Here is a 22,812-nt window from a genome sequence, read left to right as displayed (position 1 = left end):
GGGATCAACACTATAAAATCTTGCGCTGGCAGAACCAGGGTGGTGATTGCTCGCCCCGGCAGATTGCGCACAAAACTTTACAACTTTGATCAAACCGGATCCCATATCTCCCATGGGGATCCCGGCTGTAAGCTTCATGTAAACTACCCGACACCGACCGCTAGGCGGTACGAAGCGGGCTTTTAGTAGCCCTGCAGTTAGCAAGCCAACCGCGAGCCTCTGGGGTGGTTTACTGCACCCCCAATCGACCGTTACCAGTGCCCTAAACAGCTGTTTCTGGTGCCCGCAGTACCATTATAGCATTCCTCCCGACACTGACCCTACGGGTACGGTACGGGGCTCCTGCGATTTCTAGCTGAGCAGCTCATCGTTTCTGGAGGTTGTGTATCGGTGATCAACCCATTCTCATCCTTCCGGTGGAGACATTCTTCTCGCTCTCCAGCTGGGATCCCAGAGTCCCCCGACGCTGCGGATCCCTTTGCTTCCCAACGGGAGCAGATGGTCAAGAAACAGCTCATCAAACGAGGGATCCGAGATCCACGGGTACTGGAAGCCATGGGAAAAGTGCCGCGTCACCTTTTTGTCCCCTCTGATCTGCGGGATCGGGCCTACAGGGATTGCCCTCTGCCCATCGGCTATGGCCAGACCATTTCTCAGCCCTATATTGTTGCTTTTATGACAGAAGCTGCTCGCCTCACGCCTGAATCGGTGGTGTTGGAAATCGGCACCGGCTCCGGCTATCAGGCGGCTGTTTTGGCAGAGCTGGCCCGGCAAGTGTATAGCCTGGAGCGTCTGTCCCCATTGGCTGCTCAAGCTCAACAAACCCTCGCTGCCCTGGGCTATCGCAACGTGGAAGTGCGTCAGGGGGATGGCTACCAAGGTTGGCCAGAGCATGCTCCCTACGATGCCATTCTGGTGACGGCAGCGCCCCCAACTGTGCCCATGGTGCTGCTGGATCAACTGGCGGTGGGGGGCACCTTGGTGGTGCCGGTGGGAGAAAGCCCTTCGGACTCCGGTGCCCAGGGATCCCAGTCCTTGCTGATCCTCTGCAAAACAGCCCAAGGATGGGTTCAAAAAGGGGCTTTTCCGGTGCAGTTTGTGCCCATGGTCTAGGGTTTTGCCCCCTCTACTCCTGCCAAAAGGTGGGCGCGAATTTGCAAAGCCAATTGGGGACGGTCGGTAATCAACCCTTGAACAACGGGATTTTGTCCTACTGAGCCGGCAAATGGCTGCAAGCACAACTTCATCACTTCAGGATCGTTCACCGTCCAGACGTACAGAGGGATCCCGGCCTGTTCAGCTTCAGCCAAGAACTGCAAGTTCACCCAACTGTAGTGGGGGGCCAGAAAATCCGCTCCCAACTCCCGGCAACGGGTAAATAAGGATCCCTTGGCTTGCAGCAACTCCCCAGACTTTTCCTCGATCAACAGGCCAACCTTGGGTTGCGGGGACAAAAGCGTTTTAACCCGCTGCACCACCTGAGGCAAAAAAGAGGTGATCACAAATTCTTCGGGGGTCAAAATATCGCTAACGAGGGCAAGGACTTGTTCCTCATAGCCTGCTTCTTTGAGTTCGATATCGAGGGTGATTTTGCCCTTGATATGGGACAGGGTCTCTTCAAGAGTGGGAATCGTGGGTTTGCGGGCCCGAATCTCGGCCCAAGTTAATGCGGCCAAAGGCTGTCCATCCAAATCGGCATCGTGAACAACCAGTGGGATCCCATCTCGGCTACAGCGCACATCCAGCTCAATTTGCTCGGCCCCCACCTCAATAGCGGCAGCAAAAGCGGCCAGCGTGTTTTCCTCGGCGTGGGTGTGCTCCCCACGGTGGGCGACAATCTGGGTGTAGGGGAGCATGTCAGCACCTTTGAAGCGGGGTTGAGTGCCAGGTTGCGCAGCTCTATTATGATTGGCTCTCGGTGGTTCAGAAAGGGATCCCAGCAGGCGACACCCCCCCAGCGGAAGCGATAAGCTAGGAGAGTCAATTAGGTCTGATACATTTACGCTGAACACTGCTGAACATCACTGTTCAACTATGCAGCGATAGCATTCTGTTTGTTTCCATTCGCGTTAGCGGGACGGAGTCCAAACAGAATGGCGGTATCCCGCAAAGCTTTGAGTAGAATACCCAAAGCGCAGTTTCCGTGTCGTCTTACTACCAATTTTCTGCTTTGCTTTGGCTACCATGTTGGCAGACTCGAAAGTAAACAGAAAGATCAACTGGTAGTAATCCGTACTGAACATATTATATATTATACATTATTTTCAGTATAGTTGAGCTTATTATTGACTAGAGTCATGCTCTGAAGCTATGGACGCCGCCGAAATTGCCGCCTTGAAAGAGCGCATCAAGCTAATCCGCGAACGCCGGCCAGCGGTAGCCAAGCTGTTGGAAAAGCCAGACTTGGGCAGCTTGCGCGTGGATGTCAACCAAGCGCTGGAGGAGATCGACGAGTTGCTCTACGAGTTCGAGCAGACTTTTGGCCCGGAAAGCTAGAGGGCTAGCTACCGACAAGCCGTTGCAACTGGGCCAGAACCTCAGCACTGTGGCGGCTGGGGTTCACGATTGGGTCGATTTCTCGCAAAATCCCCTCCGGGTCGATCAAGAACGTATTGCGCAGGGCAACATCGCCCATCCAGGATCCGTAGGCTCGACTGACCGTGCCGTCGGGATCCGACAGCAAAGGAAACTGTAGCCCCTCTGCCGAGCAAAAGCGCCTGTGAGAGTCCACCGAGTCAGCGCTCACGCCCACAACCTGTGCCCCCATGGCCCGGAACTTGGGCAAATCTTGCTGAAAGCGGCGGGCCTCAATCGTACAGCCGGAAGTGAAGTCGCGGGGGTAAAAATACAACACCACCCACTCCCCCCGAAAATCCGCCAGCCGCCGTATTTGCCCGGATTGATCTGGCAATGCGAACTCCGGCGCAGGAGAACCTATCGGCGGGAGAGGGGTAGTCCCCCACTGGGCCCAGGCAGGCTGAGTCATCCCAAAGCCCACAAGCAGGCCCACAACCAATCCCATGAGGTTTAACCAGCGCCAAACTCTGCCCACTTCCTTCACTGCCACTCTAGGACCTCTCTAAAACCCGATTTCTAGTTTACATAACTTTATAAAAGCTGAGTCCAGGACCTCGTCTCACCACCATGAAGCAAGCCGGCGGGGTGGGAAGCATCTCCACTCTGCCAGCTCAATGTTGCCGCTTTGCCAATTCCTTTGCCAATTCAAGGTAACCACTTGCAGAGCAAAAGCTGCGGAGGGATCCCCAACCATCGCCAGAGTTGAGAGGTGCGTTCGATGGGGGTATAGCGCAGTTGAGCGTACAGTTGCCGCGCGGGGAGATTGTCTTCCAATACGTGCAGATGCAAACAGCGGTAGCCCCACCCTTTCGCCACCCCTTCAGCACTGAGCAAAAGCAGACGAGCAATTCCTCGCCGCCGCCAGCCGGGCAGCACCGCCAAGTTGGAGAGGTAGGGATACTTCCCGTGGGCTGTGACCCGCAAAGAGATCTCGGCAGTGCCCACCACTTCGGATCCCACCGCAGCTGCCAGACAGCAGTAGTGGGGATCCCTTGCGGCCAGCCTGAGGCGCAACTCTTCGCGAATGCCCAGCTTGCGAATTGGGTAGATCCAGCGTTGCAGACCTGAGGGGGGATGAAAAACCTGGGCTAGAACTTCGGCCAAGGGATCCAGATCATTCGATGTAGCTGGGTAAACTACGGGGGAAGGCAACACAGGTTGAGATAGGGCAACCGCAAGCATTCTCCTTATTTTCCCAAACAACTTGCAAACAACAAAACAATAAGTGGTGACCCCCACGGGGAGCCACCACTGAACCGGTAGAACTTGGCCACAGGGAGGAAAACCACCCCTGCCGACGCGGACTAACCGCATCCAAGACTTAACTAAGACTTATTCAGTTGTCTTAACTTGTAGCTTTTTTTCCAATTTCTAGGCCAGCGCCAGTGGCCGCTCCGACACCAGAATCCGACTCTGAGGTTTACGATGAGATCTCCAGATCGCTAAAATGGCAGGCTGAGCCGTTGATGCGATAGATATCATCCGTGATGGGCTGGTAACCCACTTCCACCAGATCGGACTTGGCAGGAGCAAATATGCGGATAATTGCTCTAGCAATCTTTGAGAGAAAGGTAAACATAGCAACCTCCTGAAAGTGAGAGTGAAACTATGAACTGAGAGAACCTCGAATTGCTAAAGCCCGCAGTCCTTGTCCCACTGAGCGCTGGTTCCGACTCGCAGAGCTTGTAGGTTGAGAGCACCTGAACCTGATCACCGATTTTCCCCCCCTGACTCGCTCATGAATGGAGACTCAAAATAGCCGGCTGAGCTTGTTGATCTGGCAAAACCACTTTTATTTGAGGATTATTTGAGGAACACCTAGAGCGCTCTCTCACTTTCCCAGTGGCTTGTGCAGCAAGCCCAACTGCTATCTGCCTAACTCCCTTGTTCTGCTTTGAGGAAAACCTGTCGTAGGTACCAGGTGCTCTGCTGAGCGAGACAACCACTTCTCAGGAGAGTCTGCCGAAGCAACGGATCGGAAGCTTGGATCAAAGCGTTGACCGACAGAGAATTTTGGACTTGAATTTTGGATTTGATTCAATCGAGAAGCGGTGCCTCGCATTTGAGATGGGGATGAGATATTATCCTCCTCGCCTGAATCACTACATCCATAATCTAACCTATAGCCGATCTCTCCACCAAGGGCGGCAACCATTCTTAACAGGCTGGATCATTCCTTTAACTTGGTCTTTTCATCTCTTTTTGGTTCAGGTCAATGAGGGATCCCAGCATTCTGGATTCGGATTCCTCAGCCTCTTTCCGTCACAGGACACCTGATTTTTTGGGGAAACAAGCTGGCTCGGCGCGAGCCTTGAGCTAAACAGAAATAAACGCAAAAAAACAACGACCAACCCCTGCTTCGGGCTTAATCGCCGGAAGGAACTCATTCCCTATCCTAGAAAACTCATTCCAGCTGTAGCTCGTTTTCCAGGTTAAGAGAATCTTGATTTCGGGGCCGAGAACGCAGGATCAGCAGGGAAAAGTAGGGGGGCTGGTAGTCGGCCAGTCCTTCCAGGGTGGGGAAGAGGGTTTGCTGGGGCCAGCCGGCCCAGACCACCAAGCTGGCTTGTTGCAGCCAACCTCTTTCGGCCAGCCACTGCCAAACCTGAGGGTAGACAGAGGCCACTTTCATGAGGACGACTACCTCAGCCCAGGCACAAGCCTGCTCCAGTTCCGAGAGGGCAAACAGAGCCGGTAAAATCGCCAATTTCTCGGAGCCGAGCACCAAGGGGGATCCCAGGGCAGCAGCAGCGGCTAAGGGAGAGCACACCCCCGGTATGGCCTGGATGGGCAAGGCGGGGATCCGCTGCCGCAGGGCTTGGGCCACGTAGGCGAAGGTGCTGTAGAGGCCCACGTCTCCCTCACAGATGAAGGCGACATCTTCTCCCCTTTCTAGGAGTGGGGCTAGTTGCTGGGCAGCCACTCGCCAGGCAGCTTGTAGGACTTCCGGCTGGGTGACAAAGGGCAGGCGAAGCGGCAAGAGGGTTTGTTCCGGTCGCAGCCAAGGGCGCACAATCTGATAGGCCAGGCCCGGCTGGCCGGCGGCATTTTGGGGACAGGCCACCCAGTTGACCGTGCTGAGGATGCGGGCTGCTTTGACCGTTATCCAGTCGGGATCCCCTGCTCCAGCACTGATCCCCCAAAAGGTTCCCAGACCCATACTTATTACGTATCAGGCGGTCTCTGTACTGCCCGTACTTCCTTCCTTCAGGCGATCCAAGGCTTCCTGCAAGGAGTTGCGCAAAGACAGGAACTTCTCCAGGCGCACCAGCTTCACCGTTTGGGTGATGCGGGGATTGCTCACCACCTGAAAGACACCCGCACGGCTCTGCACCAGCTTGGCCAATTGCACCAGGGCGCCGACGCCAGAGCTGTCGATGAAGTCGATCCCTGTCAAATCCAGGATCAGGTTAGGGGATCCCTCTTCCAGGTATTTGGTGACCACCTTAACAAAGACCGGCTCGGAAAAGGCATCCAGAAGGCCGGTCAGGTGAAAGACCTGGCAGTTTTCCAGCGCTTCGTGGCTGCCGCGCAAGCTGACCGTCAGAGATAGGGGTTCCGGAATGGCTCTTCTCCTTTCAACCATCTCGACAGAAGGGAACACCTGAGAGAGGCCCCAAGGTGGGTTCAATCTCGGGTGTGGAGATAGCTTAGCATCCCCGTTCTCCGCGGGAGACGGTATTTTTCCGCGGGGTCTTCGGGGGAATTACGCCTGGGAGCAGGGATCTCTTCTTTCTGTTCCCTCGTGGCAAGCCAGGACTCCTTGGGTAGGATGGGGGCAACTGTGCCGGCAAGGTCGGCCCGCAGTGCACGAATGGCTTTTGGCAGCCTGTCAGGTTTTTAAGGGGTAGGCGGTTGGGAGAGGATCACCAAGATCCAAAGATGCAGCAGCAACGATTCAACCTTTCCCCCATCACTCTAGCTGGGGTGGGTTTGGGCTTGACGGCTGCCGCCTTTGGTGCCGCCTGGGGAACAGGGATCTACCTTCAAGATCACGTGCTGCCGCAGGTGGAAGCAACCCTCTCGCAAGCGATGCGCCGGCGCGTGGAATTGGGGGAGGTGAGGTTTCTGGCCCCCTGGCAGGTGAGCTTGGGAGAAAGCCGCGTTGAACATCTGGCCAGTATCGGCTCCATCGACCTCAGCCCTGATTTCTGGACTTGGCTGCGGACGGGGGAACGGGTGCTGAATGTTACCCTAAACCAGCCGCAACTGCTGCTGATGGAAACGCTGGATCGCGGCTGGGCGGATGTGCAGTTTCAACTGCCCGAAGGGGAGGGATCCCTGCCCTTGCATGGGCTGAACATCCGTTTGCGCCAGGGATCCCTGACGGCCATCCCTTTGGTGGGGGAGCGACGCCAGTTTGATCGGCTGCAGGGCCAGGTGCAGGTGTGGCTGACTCACAATGCCCCGCCAGGAGAGGAGGATCTTTTCGGGGGGCGGGCCAGTTTCCAGGCGACGGCACGGTTGCTCCCTCGGGAAGGGGAGGGGGGGTACCCCCTGCAGCTCAGGGGGGTGGCGGATTTTGCCCAGGCTTCCGGTTCGGTGACGCTTTCTGCGGCTCGTCTGCCTTTGGATCTCTTGCCCAGTGTGGTGCCGGCGGCCCCTTTTGCGGAGGTGCAGGGGGAAACTGGCTTGGATCTCCAGGTGCTCTGGCGGCGGGATCAACCGCTGGAGTTGACGGGGCAGGCCCAGGTTCAACAGGCTCGGCTGGATCTGGAGAGGTTGCCCCATCCTTTTGAAGAGGTGAAGGGCTCCGTTCGCTTTACCTTGCAGGGGTTGGATCTGGAGGGGGTGAGCGGTCGCTTTGGTCAGCTTTCCTTTGCCGAGCTAAAAGGCCCGGTGGTCTGGGAGCAAGGACAGGGGTTTGGTTTGCAGGCGGAAGTAGCGCCGGCCCGCCTGCAGCAGATCCAAGAGACGTTTGCCTTTGGCCTGCCGGTGGCGGTGGAGGGGGTGGTAGGGGGATCCGTAGCGGTCACTGGAGCCTTGGATCAGCCGCAGATCCGGGGACAGTTGCGGGGGCTTTCGCCGGGGCAGGTGGATCGCCTGCCGGTGTCGGAGTATGCCTTTGGCTTCCGCTTTGCGGATCAAACCTTGGCCTTGGAAGCAATTGACCTCAAGACTGCAGGGGGTCGCATCCAAGGCTCCGGCCAGCTGCAATGGGCTGCCGGCTTGGCAGGCCAGTTCGATCTTCAAGTCAGCGGAGCCGACGTGGAGCAGGTGCTGGCCCTTTACGGCCTCAACCTGCCCCGCCGGGGCGCTCTTCCTTGGGTGGGGCCGGTTTCCGCTCAAGTGCAGGTGGCGCTGACGGGATCCCAACCGCGGGCGGAGGCCACCTGGGCAACCCAAGGGGGAGAGATCGCCGGAAGAGGGCAGCTGCAGGTTTTGCCGGAGGGTCGGGACTGGGTGGTGCAGGTGCCGCAGGCGGTGCTGGACGTGGGCGGAGGCCGGGTGGCGGTGGCGGGGCGGTGGGCGGGGGGACAGCTCCAGACGCAGTTGGCTCCTCAGGAGGTGCCGCTGGCCTTTTTCAACCCCCAATGGCCGGGATCCCTCTCTGGCGAGCTGACGGCGCAGGTGAACACGGCTGAGGTGTCGGAGCTGGGCTTTTTTGGGGCGCTGGAGCTGGGCTTTTTTGGGGCGCTGCGGGCGCAGGGCTCGGTGATCCTGTCGCAGCCTTTGGGAGAGGCAAGGGGCCAGGTGGCCTGGGATGGGGCGGGCCTAGTGATCCAAGAAGGTGAGATCTTGGCCGACGCAACTCGGCTGGCCGGCATACGGGGGCGGATCCCGGTGGATCCTCAAACCCTGCAGGTGGGATCCCTGGATCTGAGCTTTACCACCGACGGGATTACGCTGGCAGAAGTACCCGGCCTGCCGCCGCTGGTGAAAGGAGTGCTGCAGGGATCCGGCCAGATCCGCGGACCTCTGGACACCTTGCAGGTGACTGGCAAGGCGCAGTTGCGGGGCTTGCAGGTGGGAGATGTGGCCTTTGAAGACTTGGCCGGGCCCTTTCAGGGGTCTGTTCAGGGGACGGAAGTGGATCTGCGGGGGAAGCGGGATCGACTGGCGCTGCAGTTGGATCCCCAGTTTCAGCCTTTGCAGTTTCAGGTGCAGCGGGGCGAGGCGGAAATTCGCGGCCAACGCCGGCAAGAGGAGCTCCAGGTGGCAGTGAACCAGTTGCCTCTGGCTTTGCTGGGGGGGGTGGCTGCCGGGCCGTGGGCCAGTCTGCAGGGAACCCTCGAGGGGGAGGTGGCAGTTGACCTGGCAAGCGGCGCCGCCCAAGGACGGGCTGCGGTGGCGGATCTGCAGTTGGGAGGGATCGAAGTACGGGGCTTTTCGGTGGATTTCGACTACCACGCTGGTAATGGTTCTCCTCGCCTAGAGATCGCCCAAGCTCAACTGGATTTGTTTGAGAGCACCTACACCGCTAGCGGCACCCTGGAGCTGCCGGCGGATCCCCTCCAGGGCGGTTTGGAGTCTACTCCAGAGGTTTCCGTTCCTCAAATTAACCTAGAGATCAGCACCCGCCAGGGCCGCCTGGAAGACATCGTCTCTGCCTTTAAGTGGCGGCAGTGGCAAGACATCACCACTCGCGGCTTCCGGCGGCCCCCCTTGGGCCCTGCCTCGGTGTTGGAGACCGATCCGGTTGGTTTGCCCAACCATCCTCTCCTGGAGCAGCTGGAGTACTATGCCCAGACCTTGGCCGTCCACCTGGAGACCTTGGCCAGCCGCATGGATCCGCTGTTCGCGTCAGCGGTGCGGAGCACTTTCCCGCCGCCCACAAGTCTGCGAGGGGAATTCCAAGCCAGCGTTAGCCTGGTCGGCAGCCTCAACCGGCCTAGCGTCAGCTTTTACCTTGAGGGCCAGAATTGGCAGGCAGAGGAGTTTGGCATTGAAAGCCTTACTGCTAGGGGCAGCCTGGCTGGAGATGCAGTGGTGTTGGAGCCGCTGCGGTTGCGCAGTGGCGAACGTCAAGCCCTTTTTGTGGGCAAGCTGGGCCTAGAGGAACAGTCGGGATCCTTGCAAATCCAAGGATTGCCTCTGGCTTTGCTGGACCGCTTCCTGCCAGAGGAGCTGGAGCTGCAGGGGGATCTCAACCTGGACGTGGAGCTGGCCGGCAACCTGCGGGATCCCCATGCCCGCGGATCCCTGACAGTGGTCAACGCCCAGATCAACCAAGTGCCCCTGCGGGAGGTGGGAGGACAATTTGACTACCAGCGGGGGCAGCTGCGCCTGGGCGGCGCCCTGCTGGCCAATGGTGACGAACCCATTCGCCTCTTTGGCCTGGTGCCCTACACCCTGCCCTTTGCCGAGGTGCGGGCCGAATCCGACCAGATCGACCTCACCCTGCAAGCCAAGCATGGCGGTCTGCGCCTGATCAACCTCTTCACCGACCAGGTGCGCTGGGAAGGCGGCCAAAGCCAACTGGAGCTGGCCATCCGCGGCACCTTGCGAGAGCCCAGCCTGCAGGGGAACTTGAGCGTCAACTCGGGGATCCTCAAGCTGGCAGCCCTGCCGGAGCCCATTACCGACCTCACAGGCCAGATCGCCTTTAACCTCAATCAGCTGCAAGTCCAGGAGCTGCGGGGACAGTTGGGGGGTGGATCCCTTTTGGCTGAAGGCTTTTTGCCCGTCAACTCTCGCGGTGCCCTGCAGATGGACGAAACCTCGCCACCCTTAACTCTGCAACTCCAAGGGATCCAGCTCAACCTGCCCAACCTCTACACTGGCCATCTGGACGGCGAGGTGGCTGTCAGAGGGCTGCTTCTGCAACCTTTGCTCGAGGGGCGGCTGGAGGTTTCTCAAGGGATCGTGGATGTCAGCCCCCGCCGGGCAGAACCTGAGGCCGCAACAGCTGCCGCCGGCTCGACTTCGCCGGATCCCTTCTGGCAGCCGCGGCTCAACGGACTGGAGCTGGTCTTGGGGCCAGGGATCCGCGTGCAGCGTCCCAATCTGTTTGAATTCAATGCTGCCGGCACCTTGCGCCTGTTTGGCACTCCCCAGGATCTGCGCCCAGCGGGCACCATTGCCCTAGAGCGAGGCCGCGTCAACCTGCCCCTTGCCAACTTTCGCCTGGATCGCTCCCGCTCCAATACCGCCACTTTTGACCTAGACAACCCCTTCGATCCCTTCCTGAACCTGCGCTTGATGACCCAGGCCATCGAGGTCTATCGCTTTCCCCAAGAGCTCTCCCCCTTTGACACCAACCGCAACCTGCCGGGATCCCAGCAGAGCATCGAGATTTTCGCCACGGTCAACGGGCGGGCCAGCCAGCTGGCTGAGGCGGATCCCCGCAACGGGGTTCTGGCCCTTTCCAGCAGCCCCAGCCGCTCCCCCGAAGAGATCGTCGCCCTCCTGGGAGGCACAGCTCTGGCCCGCCTCAACCCCGAAGCGGGAGTGGCCGGCCTGGCCGGAACTGCCTTGCTCAACGATGTGCTGGACACGCTGCGGGACACCCTGGGCCTAGACGAGGTGCGCATTAGCCCCGTCCCCCAGGTCGATACCCGCGCTGCCAACCGCTCCTCGATAGGGCTAGCGCTGGAGGTGGCCCGCGATCTGGGGCCAGCCACTTCCATCTCGGTGCAGCGCAACCTAACGGATCCCTTTCAGCCCACCCGCTACAGCGCCCGCTACCGCCTCAACGAGCAAACCCTCACCCGCGCCAGCACCGACCTCGAGGGCAACAATGTCATTTCCATCGAGTTTGAGACCCGCTTCTAATGGGATCCGCTCCGGAGTTTGGCAGCAGGCTTTGGATGGCCAGGGATCCCTTGAAAAAAGATTTAGTGGAAAAAGCTGCCTTACAGGTAACGGCTAATGTCTTCTCCTCGCTCCGCCAAAAACGACAAGGCCCGGAAGCGCAGCCCTGCCACCTGGTCGTAGAGGGGGTTGAGCTTACACATGGGCGGAATGTGCATCACCTTATGGCCAAACAGCACCACATCTCGCTCAAAGGGGCAGCGGGCCGGGATCCACTGGCAAAGGAAATGGGCCAAGCGTGGATCGCGGATGCTAAAGTTATCCATAGCCGATTGAATGGGACGCAACGGAGCCTGCAACCAGTCGCGCAGGCGACCCGTGGACTTGAAAAGCACAGAAGTCATGGAACCAGGCAGCTCCTGAGGAGCTTTGCGAGCACGTTGCCAAGAAATCGTTGTGGAACCCATAAGCTTTCACCTCAACCTTTGAAGAAGCAGCAGCCTTTGGTCGGTTACGGCGCGCAAAATTACTAGCCATCGACAATTCTCTGTGTCGAGCTTGTATTCAGGGAAACATTAGCCATCTCTCTTCCCTCTGTTAGTCTGCCTTCTCCAACGGAAAGCTTGCTTCTGTAAACAAGAATCTCTGCTCAACGTTGTAGAGCTACATGTTTTGTCTCCAAAAGTTAACATGTAACGAAAACTACAAAAACTCCTCTGCTCTTGCCTGCTAGCCGATTCACCTGTCACGATCCCTGAGGTTCCTCAGCTTGAACTTTGGGGCCAGATGGGTATCCATCGCCCCTATTTCTAGGATGGAACAAGCCCTTTGGGCGGAGTAGAGGGATCCCCGTAATCACACTTGCCTTGGCAGGGTTGTTTTTCTTTTGATCGAGTTTGGCTTGGGAGCGTCTCGGTTGGGAGTTACGGAGGATAACAGCCAAGGGATGCCGGCTGCTGAGCGTTCTACAATGCCAGGAGAGATTCCCAGCGGGTGCACATCCGGCGGTGGGTTGGGATCCTTGATTTTGTCTCTGGCTTTCTTGAGAGGCTGCCCATGAAATTGGCCTATTGGATGTACGCTGGCCCTGCCCATATCGGCACGCTGCGGGTGGCCAGCTCCTTCAAAAACGTTCACAGCATCATGCACGCTCCTCTGGGAGACGACTATTTCAACGTGATGCGTTCCATGTTGGAGCGAGAGCGGGATTTTACTCCGGTAACCACCAGCGTCGTTGACCGGCAGGTGTTGGCGCGGGGATCCGACGAAAAGGTGATTCGCAACATCGTCCGCAAAGACGGGGAGGAGCACCCGGATTTGATCGTCGTCACCCCCACCTGCACTTCCAGCATTTTGCAGGAAGATCTGCATCACTTTGTCCGGCAGGCCCAGTTGGCCAGTCGCTGCGACGTAATGCTGGCAGATGTCAACCACTACCGGGTTAACGAATTGCAGGCAGCGGATCGCACCCTGCACCAGATTGTGGAGTTCTATATCACCAAGGCTCGCAAACAGGGGGAGCTGAACGACTCGCCCCAAAAGACGGAGCGGCCTTCCTGTAACATCCTTGGCATTTCCACCCTAGGGTTTCACAATGCCCATGATCTGCGGGAGCTGAAGGTGCTGCTGCGGGATCTGGGGATCCAGCTCAACCTGGTGATCCCGCAAGGGGCCAGTGTCCACGATCTCAAACACCTGGGGCGGGCTTGGTTTAATGTGGTGCCCTACCGGGAGCTGGGGCCGATGACAGCTCGCTATCTGCAGCAGGAATTCGGCATGCCTTACATTGAGATCACCCCGATGGGGGTGGTGGAAACGGCCCGCTTCATCCGCCAGATCCAGCAGATCCTAAACGAGCAAGGGATCCCTGTCGATTATGAAGCCTACATCCAGGAGCAAACCCTGCACATTTCCCAAGCGGCCTGGTTTTCCCGCTCCATCGACTGCCAAAACCTGACCGGCAAAAAAGCGGTGGTCTTCGGGGATTCCACCCACGCGGCAGCCATCACCAAGATCTTGGCCCGCGAGATGGGGATCCACGTGGTGTGGGCGGGCAGCTATTGCACCTACGATGGGGAGTGGTTCCAGGCAGAGGTGGGGGAATATTGCGATCAGATCTTGATGACCGAGGACCACACCCGCGTGGCGGACGCCATTGCCCAGGCGGAACCTGCCGCGATTTTCGGCACCCAGATGGAGCGGCATGTGGGCAAACGGCTGCGGATCCCTTGTGGGGTCATCTCGGCCCCCATCCACGTGCAGGATTTCCCTATCGGCTACCGGCCCTTTTTGGGCTACGAGGGCGCCAACCAAATTGTGGATTTGATCTACAACTCCTTTACCCTGGGCATGGAAGATCACCTGTTGGAGATCTTCGGTGGCCACGACACCAAGGAGGTGATTCACAAGAGCCTGAGCGCCGATTCCGACCTCGTCTGGACGCGGGAAGCCCAGGCGGAGCTGAACAAGGTGCCCGGCTTTGTGCGCGGCAAGGTTAAACGCAACACCGAAAAATTTGCCCGCGAACGAGGCTTGACCGAGATCAGTGTGGAGGTCATGTACGCCGCCAAAGAAGCTTTTGGAGCTTGAAGGGATCCCGTCGGCAGCCTTTATCCTGTGTGCGATCCCTATCTAAGCTGGCGTATGCGTCTCCTGGTTACCGGCGGGGCGGGCTACATCGGCAGCCACACTTGCAAAGCTCTGGCGGCCTCTGGCCATCTCCCCATTGCTTACGACAACTTGGTTTACGGGCACCCCTGGGCAGTTCGCTGGGGGCCGTTGGAGATTGGGGATCTTGCCGACCGCCAGCGGCTTGATCAAGTCATCCAACACTATCGCCCGGAAGGGGTGATTCACTTTGCCGCCTATGCCTATGTGGGCGAGTCGGTGAAGGATCCCGGCAAATACTACCGCAACAATGTGGCCGGATCCCTGAGTTTGTTGGAGGCCATGCGGGATCACGGGATCCCTTACATAGTGTTCTCCAGCACCTGTGCCACTTATGGGGTGCCAGAGCGGATTCCCATTCCCGAAAGTCATCCGCAACGTCCCATCAACCCCTACGGCCAGAGCAAGCTGATGGTGGAGCAGATCTTGCGAGATTTCCAGGTTGCCCACGGGATCCGATCCATTAGCCTGCGCTACTTCAATGCCGCCGGAGCCGATCCCGATGGCGAAATTGGGGAGGCCCACGACCCGGAAACCCACTTGATCCCCTTGGTGTTGGAGGTCGCCGGCGGCCAACGTCCCCACATCACGGTCTTTGGAGAGGACTACGATACCCCCGATGGCACCTGTATCCGCGACTACATTCACGTCACCGACCTGGCGCAAGCCCACGTGTTGGCAATAGAAGCGCTGGCCTCTGGCCGGCCCATACAACCAGCCTACAACCTGGGCAATGGCCAAGGCTTTTCCGTCAAAGAGGTCATTGCCACCGCAGCAGCCGTGACCGGAAAGCGGATCCCGGTGCAAATGGGAGCACGTCGACCTGGGGATCCCCCGCGCTTGGTGGGCGATGCCGGCGCCATCCTTCGCGATCTCAACTGGAAACCTCTCTACACCGACTTGGCCGAGATCATTCAAACTGCCTGGCGCTGGCACCAGAAGCGGCCCTATTTCGGCAAATCTAGGCCCCCGTTGAGCTAGGAGCGTCTAACTTGGCGGGCGATAGGATAGGGAGGAACCGCTTGCTTAACCACTGCCCCGCATGGACGATAAGACCACACCCGATACCCTCGCGGTTGTCATGACCACAGTGGGATCCGAAGCCGAGGCCCATCGCTTGGCCCATACCCTGGTGGCCGAACGTTATGTGGCCTGTGCCCAGGTCTTGCCCGGGATCACGTCCTACTATCGCTGGCAGGGATCCCTGGAGACCGATGCCGAGTTCCTCATCCTGCTCAAATTGCCCACAACTGCCTACCCCCGCCTGGAACAACGGCTGCGAGAGCTGCACCCCTACGCTGAGCCCGAGATCCTGGCTCTGGCAGCCACTCAAGTGAGCACAACCTATTTGGCTTGGGCCCGAGACCAGGTAGGCTAGGGAATAGTGCACAGTTGGCCATGATCGCCCTCTACCCCGGCAGCTTTGACCCCATTACCCTTGGGCATCTCGATGTTATCGAGCGAGCCAGTCGTCTCTTTTCTAAGGTGATTGTCGCCGTCTTGAAAAACCCCAACAAAACCCCTCTGTTCAGCCCCGAGCAGCGGCAAGCCCAGATTAGCCTGTCCACGGCCCATCTCAAAAATGTTGAGGTTGATACGTTTTCAGGTCTGACGGTGGCCTACGCCCGTCAACGGGGGGCAAAGGTGATCGTGCGCGGCTTGCGAGTCTTGTCGGACTTCGATGTGGAGCTGCAAATGGCCCACACCAACAAGCTTTTGGCTCCCGAACTGGAAACCTTGTTCCTTGCCACCGCCAGCGAGCACAGTTTTGTCAGCAGCAGCCTGGTGAAGGAGGTCGCCAAGCTGGGCGGCCCCATCGATCATCTGGTGCCCGCTCCGGTGATTCGAGATTTGCGGGAGCGCTTTCCCTTGGCCTGAGGGCTCAGGGATCCCCTCTCCTTCCCCAATCAAAATTCAAAGGGCTGCATCCCTGCCGTCACCGGATCAAACCCCACCGGGAAACAGGTGTTGTGATTGTAGAGGGAGCCACTCAAATTGGCTCCTTCCAAGCAGGCTCCCTCAAGGTCGGCATAGCGCAGGTCGGCACAGCGCAGGTCGGCCTTTGCCAGATTGCTGCCCCGCAGGTTGGCGTAGCGCAGGTTGGCCCCATGCAAATCGGATCCCTCGAGATTGGCCCCTCGCAGATCGGCCCCCCTCAAGAAGGCATACTCCAAGCAGGACTGGGGAAAATGGCGCTCTCCCTGCCGGTAGCGGCTGAGCAACTCTGAGGCCCCTTGTAGAGCACACTGGGCAATGGTTTGAGTCATGGTACTGCTCCCAAATCAGACTGGATGCCTTATTTCTATCCTCATCCCTATCATCGGGTTGACCAGGTTTTGATCATCCCTGCCTAACAAATGATTTCAGTTTTTGAGTGGATCGTTGCCCCCAAGTCTTTTTGATTGAAAAGATCTATCCTCAGAGATATCGAAGGCTTTCCCAATCGGCAGCTTGTGCGGCAATGTTTCTTAATTCTTTTTGTGAAGAATACTTAACGGCTGGGCTTGATCGCCAACTCCAAGCCCCACCGGGAGCGCAGGCTGACCTGATCTTGCTGGGTTGTATGGATCCCTCAACTTCTTCTTTTTCAGCACTCCCCCAACCAGAAGGTGTTTCTCCAGGGCCGGCTGAACCGGGATAATGATCGACTGGCTCACATCCGTCGCTTGTATCGAGTAGGGATTCTCTGCAATCGATGTAGACCCATATCTCTGTTCAGGATGTTCACCTTTCTCCAACCAGAGCTCTATGCCCAAACGTAAGCGAATCGGGATCCTCACCAGTGGCGGCGATTGTGGCGGCCTCAACGCTGTGATTCGAGCAGTGGTGCGGCGGGCCCGCGACTACGATATGGAAGTTTATGGCATCAAAGATGCGACGGCAGGACTGATGGCTCGACCGGTGGAGGCGGAGCTGCTGGATGTGAAGCGGGTTTCCGGCATTTTGCGCTACGGCGGCACCATCTTGGGTACCGTGAACAAAGGCAACCCCTTCGCCTACCCTATGCCCGACGGCAGCTTGGTGGATCGCTCGGCAGAAGTGATCACCGGCTACCACCGGCTTGGGTTGGATGCCCTCATTGGGGTGGGTGGGGATGGCAGCTTGGCCATTCTCCGGCAACTGGCTCTGCAGGGGGATTGGAACTTTGTCGGGATCCCCAAGACCATCGACAACGATGTCGGTGCCACCGAGTACTCGGTGGGGTTCAACACGGCTTTGAGCGTGGCTGTGGAAGCTCTAGATCAGCTCACCTACACGGCCATCAGCCACAGCCGAGTCATGGTCATGGAGGTGATGGGGCGGGATGCCGGTCACATTGCCATCAGCGCTGGCATTGCCGGGGGGGCGCATGTGATTTTGATCCCGGAAATTCCCTACAAGCTGGAGAATGTCTGCAAAAGAATCCGCGACCGCAAAGAGCGGGGCAATAACTTCAGCATTGTGGTGGTGGCAGAGGCGGTTCGCACCGAGTCGGGGGAGCCGGTGACCTACACCAACAGCCTGGGGCAGTCTCTCTACGGCGGCATCGGCCATTACATCGGCAACGAGATCGCCCTGCGCACCGGCATCGAGACGCGGGTTATGGTTTTGGGCCACCTGCAGCGGGGAGGTACGCCTTCTCCTCTGGATCGCCTGCTGGGAGCAGCCTTTGGGGTGGCTGCTGTGGACTTGATCGCCCAAGGCAAATACGACCGCATGGTGGCCTGGCAAAATCGGCGGGTGGTGGATGTGCCCCTGGCAGAGGCCATCTCCCAGTATCGGCGGGTGGAGGTGGATGGGGCTTTGATCGCCACGGCCATTGGGCTGAATACCTACGTGGGCGAGGTGGATCCGCAGCTTTTGCGCAGCATTTCCCCCTGATCTTCCGGCAAAAAGGACACGTGGGCAGAGACGATCTTCCAGCCGATATCGGGGAACCTGTACCACATCTGGCTTTGGCGGCCCAAGCGAGGGATCCCGTTCACCAGGCGGCGAAACTCTAGGGTGACCGAGCCGCAATCTTCCCCAAAGGTGACCACCTGCAAACGCAGCATCTCGCGGGCCAAATTCGTGGGAGGGCGCTGTTGGCGAAAAGCCTTGATCTCCTCTCCCCCGTAGAGATTTTCCCCCACACCAAAGCGCACCACCTGGGGGCCATCCCAAAACAGGCGGTTCAGGGTGGGCACATCATTGCTCGTCAGGGCAGCTTCGTACTGATGGTAGAGTTCGGTTAGCTCTGCCACCACCTCGGGGCGATTGACCAGAGTCATGGGCCAGGCTCTTGTGCAGTCGAGATGGGCCTTGCCATCTTATCGGCTCAAGGAGCAGCAGGAGGTTCTAAAAGAACAGCGGGATCCCATCGTGTGGCAAGACATCTCTAGGATCTAGGGGCTGAGAACGGCTTGCAAAGACCGCACATCGCAGTAGTACACCTGATGGCGGTGGGCATACCCCTTCAGCTCCACAGCCTGATGGGAGAAGCAGGCGGCTGCCTGCCCCAGCTGTTTGGCCAAGCAGGTATAGGTGTCCTGGCTGATCGCCAGGTCGGCGTTGAGGGTGCGGGTAGCGCTCTCGATGCGAAAGGCCAAATTCACCGTATCTCCCAGAGCCGTATATTCTTGGCGGGTGTTGTTGCCCACCTGGCGCACGATTGCCGAGCCTGTGTTGACCCCTGCCCCCAGACGAATGGGAGAAGGCAGCGGAAACTCACCGTTCAGCTGCTCGGTCATTTGAAACAGCTTCGCTATGGCCTGCAAAACCGACTTCACATCGAGGTGAATTCCCGGCACTTCCGTGCCCAGAGAAGCAGTGTTGGCTTGGGGCACATGGAACCAAACGGCCATAATCGCATCGCCAATGTATTTATCGACAGTGCCCCCGTACTGCTGAATGATATCCCCACCCCGCCGGAACCAATCGCCCATCACCTGGGAAAGCAGGCGCTCGTCCAGTTGTTGAGTCAGTTGTCCGTACCCTCGCACATCGACCACCGCCACCGAGATCAGCCAGCGGGTTTGTAAAACCAGGGTGTCCGAAGGTTTGGCCGCGGGGCTGGGTTCTGAGCTGGCCAGGGATCCGCTGTGGAACTCCAGCTGGGATTGTCCAAGGGTGAGGTGATCCCCATCCTGCAGCAGGGTGGGAATGCTGACGCGGCGATTGTTGACAAACGAGCCGTTGCGGCTGCCCAGATCGATGAGATAGATGCTGTTGTTGTCGAGGTATTGCAGCAGGGCATGTTGGCGGGAAACGCTGGGATCGCTCAAGACGATGGCGTTGTCCTCATCACGGCCTAGGGTCCAAGCGGTCGCTCCCGAGAGAACGTGTTTTCTTTGGCTGCCATCCGGCTCTTTTAAGACTACATAGGGTGCGGCAGTGGCGGCAGATTCGCTCGTGACGCTCATGATGGGATAAGTTGTAGACGCGACCACACTTCAATAAATACGATACCCCGCTCCCCTTCGGTTGATCGGGAAGATGCCTGGGCTGGATTTCTAGGCTGTCTTCGTCGAGAGATGGAGGTCTGAGGATGGGCTTGGCGGGGGGCCAACCCGACCGATATCATTTTGTGTAGATACGTTAAGGTCTATGCTGGATCCCTCCCATCCCATTCCCGCTGAGCAACAGCCGCTCCGGCAATATGCAGAGCTGAGGGAAGCCTTTCCTTTTTCCTGGCCTGCTTTGGGGTGGATCCCTTACTTAAAACGAATCTTTGGGGTTTGGGGAGCTGTTGTGCTGGCGGTTTCCCCGCTGGTTTGGAGCAGCTTTGCCGGAGATTGGGGCCACTTTGTCTCTGGGTCGGTGCTGGGGGCCAATGTCTTGCTCGGCCTGGTGTTGCTCCATCTCTACTTGGGATGGGCTTATGTGCGGCGGCGCTTGGTACAAGCCCAGATTCCCTATGAAGAAAGTGGCTGGTACGATGGGGCGATGTATGCCAAGTCAGAAGAGGAGCTGGCTCAGCATCGGCTGATTGTCAGGTATCAGATTGATCCTGTGTTGCAGCGCCTGCGACGGAGCTTGTGGGGCGTAGTGGGCTTGAGTGGGTTGGTGGCCCTGCTGTGGCCTCTGGGGTAGGCAGTTGGTTGGCTGTTTTTAGGATCCCGGACAGTGCACATCACTTCTGATCTGGCTCAAACCTTGCGACCCACCGCTGTGGCCATCGGGAACTTCGATGGCTTGCATCTGGGCCATCAGAAGGTGCTGCAGCCGATTCGAGATTCTCTTCAGGGGGTACGTACTGTCCTCACCTTTCATCCCCATCCCCAGGAAGTCTTGACGAGGCGGCCTCAGCTGTTGCTCACTCCCCCTGCCGAAAAGCTGGATCTGTTGGCGCAAATGGGCTTTGAGCAGGTGGTACTGCTCCCCTTCACCCCTGCATTTGCCTGCCAGCCCCCCCAAGAGTTTATCCAAACGGTACTTGAACAGGGCCTGCGCGTTCGCCATCTCAGCGTCGGTTGGGATTTTTGCTTTGGTCACCGTCGCTCCGGCAACGCCCAAACGCTCCAGGCTTGGGGATCCGAGCGCTGCATTCCGGTGGAGGTGATCCCGGAGGCGAAACTGAACGGGGAACGGGTGAGCAGCTCTCGCATTCGAGCTGCCTTGGCGACCGGGGAGGTGTCCACTGCCGAAGCGCTCTTGGGTCGCCCCTATCGTCTGATGGGAGAGGTGGTGCAAGGGGATCAGCGGGGCCGACAACTGGGCTTTCCCACCGCCAACCTCCGCTTGCCTCCGGAGAAGTTTTTGCCCCGCGATGGGGTGTACAGCGTTTGGGTGGATGTGCCTGCTGCTGCGGCAGCTCTACCTGGGGTGATGAACATTGGCCATCGGCCCACCTTTGCCGGTTTACAGCACACCGTCGAGGTGCATCTATTGGATTGGACAGGAGATCTCTACGGGCAAGAGGTGCGGGTGGCGCTACGGGGCTTTATCCGCCCAGAGCGGAGATTTCCCACGGTGGCAGATTTGATTCAGCAAATTCAGCAAGATTGCCAAACAGCCCGCCAGCAATTGGGTTTGGCTGAGCAAGTGGGTATGGTGTAGGGGGATCTATGCCGAAGAGAGCTCGCAAGCGCCAAGGCTCACCCAGGCGCTGGTGCCATCTCGCCAGTATTCTTTTTTCCAGATGGGGGCGTTGTGCTTGAGGGTGTCGATGGCAAATTGGCAGGCAGCAAACCCCTCGGCCCGATGAGGGGTGCCCACCGCCACCAAGACGCTGATCTCGCCAATGCGCAGCTTGCCGATGCGGTGGTGGATGACCACACTGTTGGCATCTGGCCAGCGCTGCTGAATTTGTCGGGCAATATCGGCGAAGACCTTCAGAGCCATGGGCTCGTAGGCTTGGTATTCCAGGTAATCGACAGGGCGGCCATTGGTGTTGTCTCGAACGGTACCGCTCATCACCACCACAGCTCCATTGCCCGGATGGGAGGCCTCTTGGTGGACACGGTCGATGGACAGGGGAGCCAGGGTAATCTGGAAGGAAGTCTTCAGGACGGTCAGGAGCATGACTCTAGTCAATAATAAGCTCAACTATACTGAAAATAATGTATAATATGTTCAGTACGGATTACTACCAGTTGATCTTTCTGTTTACTTTCGAGTCTGCCAACATGGTAGCCAAAGCAAAGCAGAAAATTGGTAGTAAGACGACACGGAAACTGCGCTTTGGGTATTCTACTCAAAGCTTTGCGGGATACCGCCATTCTGGTTGGAAACAAACAGAATGCTATCGCTGCATAGTTGAACAGTGATGTTCAGCAGTGTTCAGCGTAAATGTATCAGATTCATGATGGCCCAATAAGGGATCCCCACAGCAATGCTATCGCTTCTGACCATTCCACCGTAGCTCCGTAGGTATCGCCCGTGTGTCCTCCCAACTGGCGGTAGATCCAGTAGCCCACGGCCCAAGCCCCCAGGGCGGATCCCAGCGTCCAGAGCAGCAAAGGGGGCCAAGCCAAGATCCCAGCCCAGCCCAACCCCCCGGTGATGGCCAGCACAAGCAGAGTGCCCGGCCACAGGGATCCCGGCAAGGAAGTGGAGTCTTTGAGGAAGCGGGCGGATCCCTGCTCGCGCAGATAGGGGTACAGGGCAATGGCGAGCAACTGGCCCCAACGCCCCCAGGCGGGCACCAGCAGCAAGAGGGGCCAAGCTCGAACGCTGCTCAGGGCAGCAAATTTCAGCAGCAGCAGCAGCACCAAGGCCAGTACCCCATAGGCCCCGGTGTGGCTATCGCTCATCACCTGCAGGCGGCGGGATCCCTCCGGGTCTGCCTGGGCTGCCGGTTGCGGATCCCCTGTGTGGGGAGGCTTGTGGACATTGATCGCCAAGCCATCGGCAGTATCGGCCACCCCGTCCAGGTGCAGCCCACCGGTCAAGAGAACCCACAGGGCCAAGAGCAAAGCGGCCCGCACCGGATTGGGGAAAATCTGCAGCAGGATCCCAGCCAGGGAGAGGATCCCGCCCAGCAACACACCTACCCCTGGCAGCCAGGCGGCAATGCCCTCAAACGGCAAGTCTCCGACCCACCCCAGAGGCAGGGCCGTGTAGAAAGTCAAGGCTGCCCAGAAGCGCCGCAATCGCTCAGTCCTTGAGTCTGTGTAAAGGGATCCGCCAATCCAGCCCTCTGGGAGAGAAAATAGGAATCCTTGCGAACGGTGCGCCCCACCACAATGGTGAGCTTGACAATGGTGAGCTTGGCCACCAAAGCTCCGATGGCGCCCACCGCGGCCAACACCAGAAAGAGGGCTGCTTTTTCAGAAAGACTGGGATCCGCGGAGTCTGGTTCGAGTTCATGCTGAAGATCCTGATACATTTACGCTGAACACTGCTGAACATCACTGTTCAACTATGCAGCGATAGCATTCTGTTTGTTTCCATTCGCGTTAGCGGGACGGAGTC

At 58.4% G+C, this 22,812-nt stretch carries 22 protein-coding genes and 2 pseudogenes; 11 read left to right on the top strand and 13 right to left on the bottom strand.

The window, feature by feature from the left end; translation table 11 throughout:
* Nucleotides 1–390 precede the first annotated feature (390 nt).
* Nucleotides 391–1,113 (top strand): protein-L-isoaspartate(D-aspartate) O-methyltransferase, encoded by a 723-nt coding sequence (locus ACVWY9_RS09380; RefSeq protein ID WP_414358474.1) that lies wholly within the window; start codon nt 391–393, stop codon nt 1,111–1,113.
* Here ACVWY9_RS09380 and ACVWY9_RS09375 read toward each other — a convergent pair.
* The gene (locus ACVWY9_RS09375; protein WP_457388169.1) at nt 1,110–1,856 is read right to left on the bottom strand and encodes a glycerophosphodiester phosphodiesterase; all 747 of its coding nucleotides are present in this window, start codon (nt 1,854–1,856) and stop codon (nt 1,110–1,112) included. The two genes, ACVWY9_RS09380 and ACVWY9_RS09375, sit on opposite strands and share 4 nt — an antisense overlap.
* Nucleotides 1,857–2,310: 454 nt before the next feature.
* Here ACVWY9_RS09375 and ACVWY9_RS09370 point away from each other — a divergent pair, with 454 nt between their 5' ends.
* On the top strand, nt 2,311–2,496 hold the full coding sequence (locus tag ACVWY9_RS09370; RefSeq protein WP_414344512.1) for a hypothetical protein: 186 nt from the start codon (nt 2,311–2,313) through the stop codon (nt 2,494–2,496).
* A 4-nt stretch (nt 2,497–2,500) separates the two neighbouring features.
* Here the strand turns inward: ACVWY9_RS09370 and ACVWY9_RS09365 are convergent, their stop codons facing one another.
* From ACVWY9_RS09365 to ACVWY9_RS09345, 5 genes are all read right to left on the bottom strand, one after another.
* Nucleotides 2,501–3,022: a peroxiredoxin gene (locus ACVWY9_RS09365; RefSeq protein ID WP_414417129.1), complete on the bottom strand. Its 522-nt coding sequence runs from the start codon at nt 3,020–3,022 to the stop codon at nt 2,501–2,503.
* Between the two features lie 200 nt (nt 3,023–3,222).
* Nucleotides 3,223–3,732 (bottom strand): GNAT family N-acetyltransferase, encoded by a 510-nt coding sequence (locus ACVWY9_RS09360; protein ID WP_414350038.1) that lies wholly within the window; start codon nt 3,730–3,732, stop codon nt 3,223–3,225.
* 265 nt (nt 3,733–3,997) lie between these two features.
* On the bottom strand, nt 3,998–4,156 hold the full coding sequence (locus ACVWY9_RS09355; protein WP_414329361.1) for a hypothetical protein: 159 nt from the start codon (nt 4,154–4,156) through the stop codon (nt 3,998–4,000).
* Between the two features lie 825 nt (nt 4,157–4,981).
* Entirely contained in the window at nt 4,982–5,737 is a 756-nt protein-coding gene (locus ACVWY9_RS09350; protein ID WP_414406588.1) for a precorrin-2 C(20)-methyltransferase, read from the bottom strand.
* Between the two features lie 12 nt (nt 5,738–5,749).
* Nucleotides 5,750–6,163: an STAS domain-containing protein gene (locus tag ACVWY9_RS09345; protein ID WP_414357994.1), complete on the bottom strand. Its 414-nt coding sequence runs from the start codon at nt 6,161–6,163 to the stop codon at nt 5,750–5,752.
* Nucleotides 6,164–6,459: 296 nt separating this feature from the next.
* Here ACVWY9_RS09345 and ACVWY9_RS09340 point away from each other — a divergent pair, with 296 nt between their 5' ends.
* A complete protein-coding gene (locus tag ACVWY9_RS09340) occupies nt 6,460–11,292 on the top strand; it encodes a translocation/assembly module TamB domain-containing protein (RefSeq protein WP_457388168.1) in 4,833 nt (1,610 codons plus the stop codon).
* 80 nt (nt 11,293–11,372) lie between these two features.
* Here ACVWY9_RS09340 and ACVWY9_RS09335 read toward each other — a convergent pair.
* Nucleotides 11,373–11,618: pseudogene (locus ACVWY9_RS09335) on the bottom strand (Mo-dependent nitrogenase C-terminal domain-containing protein); the annotation flags it as partial.
* A 709-nt stretch (nt 11,619–12,327) separates the two neighbouring features.
* Between ACVWY9_RS09335 and bchB the strand changes: the two are divergent.
* The 4 genes from bchB (at nt 12,328) to coaD (ending at nt 15,816) form a co-directional block, all read left to right on the top strand.
* Nucleotides 12,328–13,860, top strand: coding sequence for a ferredoxin:protochlorophyllide reductase (ATP-dependent) subunit B (gene bchB / locus ACVWY9_RS09330; protein WP_457388167.1), 1,533 nt, complete (start codon nt 12,328–12,330; stop codon nt 13,858–13,860).
* 54 nt (nt 13,861–13,914) lie between these two features.
* Nucleotides 13,915–14,919: a UDP-glucose 4-epimerase GalE gene (gene galE, locus ACVWY9_RS09325; protein WP_457388166.1), complete on the top strand. Its 1,005-nt coding sequence runs from the start codon at nt 13,915–13,917 to the stop codon at nt 14,917–14,919.
* A gap of 61 nt (nt 14,920–14,980) precedes the next feature.
* Nucleotides 14,981–15,316 (top strand): divalent-cation tolerance protein CutA, encoded by a 336-nt coding sequence (cutA, locus tag ACVWY9_RS09320; protein ID WP_457388165.1) that lies wholly within the window; start codon nt 14,981–14,983, stop codon nt 15,314–15,316.
* Between the two features lie 20 nt (nt 15,317–15,336).
* Nucleotides 15,337–15,816: a pantetheine-phosphate adenylyltransferase gene (coaD, locus tag ACVWY9_RS09315; protein ID WP_011433776.1), complete on the top strand. Its 480-nt coding sequence runs from the start codon at nt 15,337–15,339 to the stop codon at nt 15,814–15,816.
* A 29-nt stretch (nt 15,817–15,845) separates the two neighbouring features.
* On the opposite strand, the gene ACVWY9_RS09310 is transcribed toward coaD, so the two are convergent.
* Entirely contained in the window at nt 15,846–16,205 is a 360-nt protein-coding gene (locus ACVWY9_RS09310) for a pentapeptide repeat-containing protein (protein ID WP_457388164.1), read from the bottom strand.
* Between the two features lie 481 nt (nt 16,206–16,686).
* Between ACVWY9_RS09310 and ACVWY9_RS09305 the strand changes: the two genes are divergently transcribed.
* Complete coding sequence (locus ACVWY9_RS09305) at nt 16,687–17,799, top strand: ATP-dependent 6-phosphofructokinase (RefSeq protein ID WP_414344504.1); 1,113 nt, start codon at nt 16,687–16,689, stop codon at nt 17,797–17,799.
* On the opposite strand, the gene hpxZ is transcribed toward ACVWY9_RS09305, so the two are convergent.
* Together hpxZ and ACVWY9_RS09295 are read right to left on the bottom strand one after the other, a co-directional pair.
* On the bottom strand, nt 17,751–18,188 hold the full coding sequence (gene hpxZ / locus ACVWY9_RS09300) for an oxalurate catabolism protein HpxZ (protein ID WP_457388163.1): 438 nt from the start codon (nt 18,186–18,188) through the stop codon (nt 17,751–17,753). The two genes, ACVWY9_RS09305 and hpxZ, sit on opposite strands and share 49 nt — an antisense overlap.
* 114 nt (nt 18,189–18,302) lie before the next feature.
* Nucleotides 18,303–19,319 carry an FHA domain-containing protein gene (locus ACVWY9_RS09295; protein WP_457388162.1) on the bottom strand — a complete coding sequence of 339 codons (1,017 nt, stop codon included), beginning with the start codon at nt 19,317–19,319 and terminating at the stop codon, nt 18,303–18,305.
* A gap of 184 nt (nt 19,320–19,503) precedes the next feature.
* On the opposite strand from ACVWY9_RS09295, the gene ACVWY9_RS09290 reads away from it, so the two are divergent.
* Complete coding sequence (locus ACVWY9_RS09290) at nt 19,504–19,989, top strand: CGLD27 family protein (RefSeq protein ID WP_011433781.1); 486 nt, start codon at nt 19,504–19,506, stop codon at nt 19,987–19,989.
* A gap of 33 nt (nt 19,990–20,022) precedes the next feature.
* Nucleotides 20,023–20,955 (top strand): bifunctional riboflavin kinase/FAD synthetase, encoded by a 933-nt coding sequence (locus ACVWY9_RS09285; RefSeq protein WP_414384440.1) that lies wholly within the window; start codon nt 20,023–20,025, stop codon nt 20,953–20,955.
* Between the two features lie 6 nt (nt 20,956–20,961).
* Here ACVWY9_RS09285 and ACVWY9_RS09280 read toward each other — a convergent pair whose 3' ends face one another.
* Entirely contained in the window at nt 20,962–21,420 is a 459-nt protein-coding gene (locus tag ACVWY9_RS09280; protein WP_414330989.1) for a molybdenum cofactor biosynthesis protein MoaE, read from the bottom strand.
* Nucleotides 21,421–21,470: 50 nt separating this feature from the next.
* Here ACVWY9_RS09280 and ACVWY9_RS09275 point away from each other — a divergent pair.
* Nucleotides 21,471–21,654 (top strand): annotated as a pseudogene (locus tag ACVWY9_RS09275) (hypothetical protein); the annotation flags it as partial.
* A gap of 44 nt (nt 21,655–21,698) precedes the next feature.
* On the opposite strand, the gene ACVWY9_RS09270 reads toward ACVWY9_RS09275, so the two are convergent.
* Nucleotides 21,699–22,469: an adenosylcobinamide-GDP ribazoletransferase gene (locus ACVWY9_RS09270; RefSeq protein WP_457388161.1), complete on the bottom strand. Its 771-nt coding sequence runs from the start codon at nt 22,467–22,469 to the stop codon at nt 21,699–21,701.
* On the bottom strand, nt 22,466–22,726 hold the full coding sequence (locus ACVWY9_RS09265; protein ID WP_457388160.1) for a hypothetical protein: 261 nt from the start codon (nt 22,724–22,726) through the stop codon (nt 22,466–22,468). The genes ACVWY9_RS09270 and ACVWY9_RS09265 overlap by 4 nt, the downstream gene beginning before the upstream one ends.
* Nucleotides 22,727–22,812: the final 86 nt, after the last annotated feature.

The organism is Thermostichus sp. OS-CIW-31 (assembly GCF_054060305.1).
Note: the sequence above shows the minus strand (reverse complement) of the source record. Positions and strands in the feature narration are given on the sequence as shown.

Bases quoted from the DNA above. Each gene is read 5' to 3' on its own strand.
- ACVWY9_RS09305 (WP_414344504.1), top strand. From the start codon at position 16,687: ATGCCCAAACGTAAGCGAATCGGGATCCTCACCAGTGGCGGCGATTGT.
- galE (WP_457388166.1), top strand. From the start codon at position 13,915: ATGCGTCTCCTGGTTACCGGCGGGGCGGGCTACATCGGCAGCCACACT.
- bchB (WP_457388167.1), top strand. From the start codon at position 12,328: ATGAAATTGGCCTATTGGATGTACGCTGGCCCTGCCCATATCGGCACG.
- coaD (WP_011433776.1), top strand. From the start codon at position 15,337: ATGATCGCCCTCTACCCCGGCAGCTTTGACCCCATTACCCTTGGGCAT.
- ACVWY9_RS09280 (WP_414330989.1), bottom strand. From the start codon at position 21,420: ATGCTCCTGACCGTCCTGAAGACTTCCTTCCAGATTACCCTGGCTCCC.
- hpxZ (WP_457388163.1), bottom strand. From the start codon at position 18,188: ATGACTCTGGTCAATCGCCCCGAGGTGGTGGCAGAGCTAACCGAACTC.
- ACVWY9_RS09350 (WP_414406588.1), bottom strand. From the start codon at position 5,737: ATGGGTCTGGGAACCTTTTGGGGGATCAGTGCTGGAGCAGGGGATCCC.
- ACVWY9_RS09365 (WP_414417129.1), bottom strand. From the start codon at position 3,022: ATGGGATTGGTTGTGGGCCTGCTTGTGGGCTTTGGGATGACTCAGCCT.
- ACVWY9_RS09375 (WP_457388169.1), bottom strand. From the start codon at position 1,856: ATGCTCCCCTACACCCAGATTGTCGCCCACCGTGGGGAGCACACCCAC.
- ACVWY9_RS09370 (WP_414344512.1), top strand. From the start codon at position 2,311: ATGGACGCCGCCGAAATTGCCGCCTTGAAAGAGCGCATCAAGCTAATC.
- ACVWY9_RS09355 (WP_414329361.1), bottom strand. From the start codon at position 4,156: ATGTTTACCTTTCTCTCAAAGATTGCTAGAGCAATTATCCGCATATTT.
- ACVWY9_RS09345 (WP_414357994.1), bottom strand. From the start codon at position 6,163: ATGGTTGAAAGGAGAAGAGCCATTCCGGAACCCCTATCTCTGACGGTC.
- ACVWY9_RS09295 (WP_457388162.1), bottom strand. From the start codon at position 19,319: ATGAGCGTCACGAGCGAATCTGCCGCCACTGCCGCACCCTATGTAGTC.
- ACVWY9_RS09310 (WP_457388164.1), bottom strand. From the start codon at position 16,205: ATGACTCAAACCATTGCCCAGTGTGCTCTACAAGGGGCCTCAGAGTTG.
- ACVWY9_RS09290 (WP_011433781.1), top strand. From the start codon at position 19,504: ATGCTGGATCCCTCCCATCCCATTCCCGCTGAGCAACAGCCGCTCCGG.
- ACVWY9_RS09340 (WP_457388168.1), top strand. From the start codon at position 6,460: ATGCAGCAGCAACGATTCAACCTTTCCCCCATCACTCTAGCTGGGGTG.
- ACVWY9_RS09265 (WP_457388160.1), bottom strand. From the start codon at position 22,726: ATGTATCAGGATCTTCAGCATGAACTCGAACCAGACTCCGCGGATCCC.
- cutA (WP_457388165.1), top strand. From the start codon at position 14,981: ATGGACGATAAGACCACACCCGATACCCTCGCGGTTGTCATGACCACA.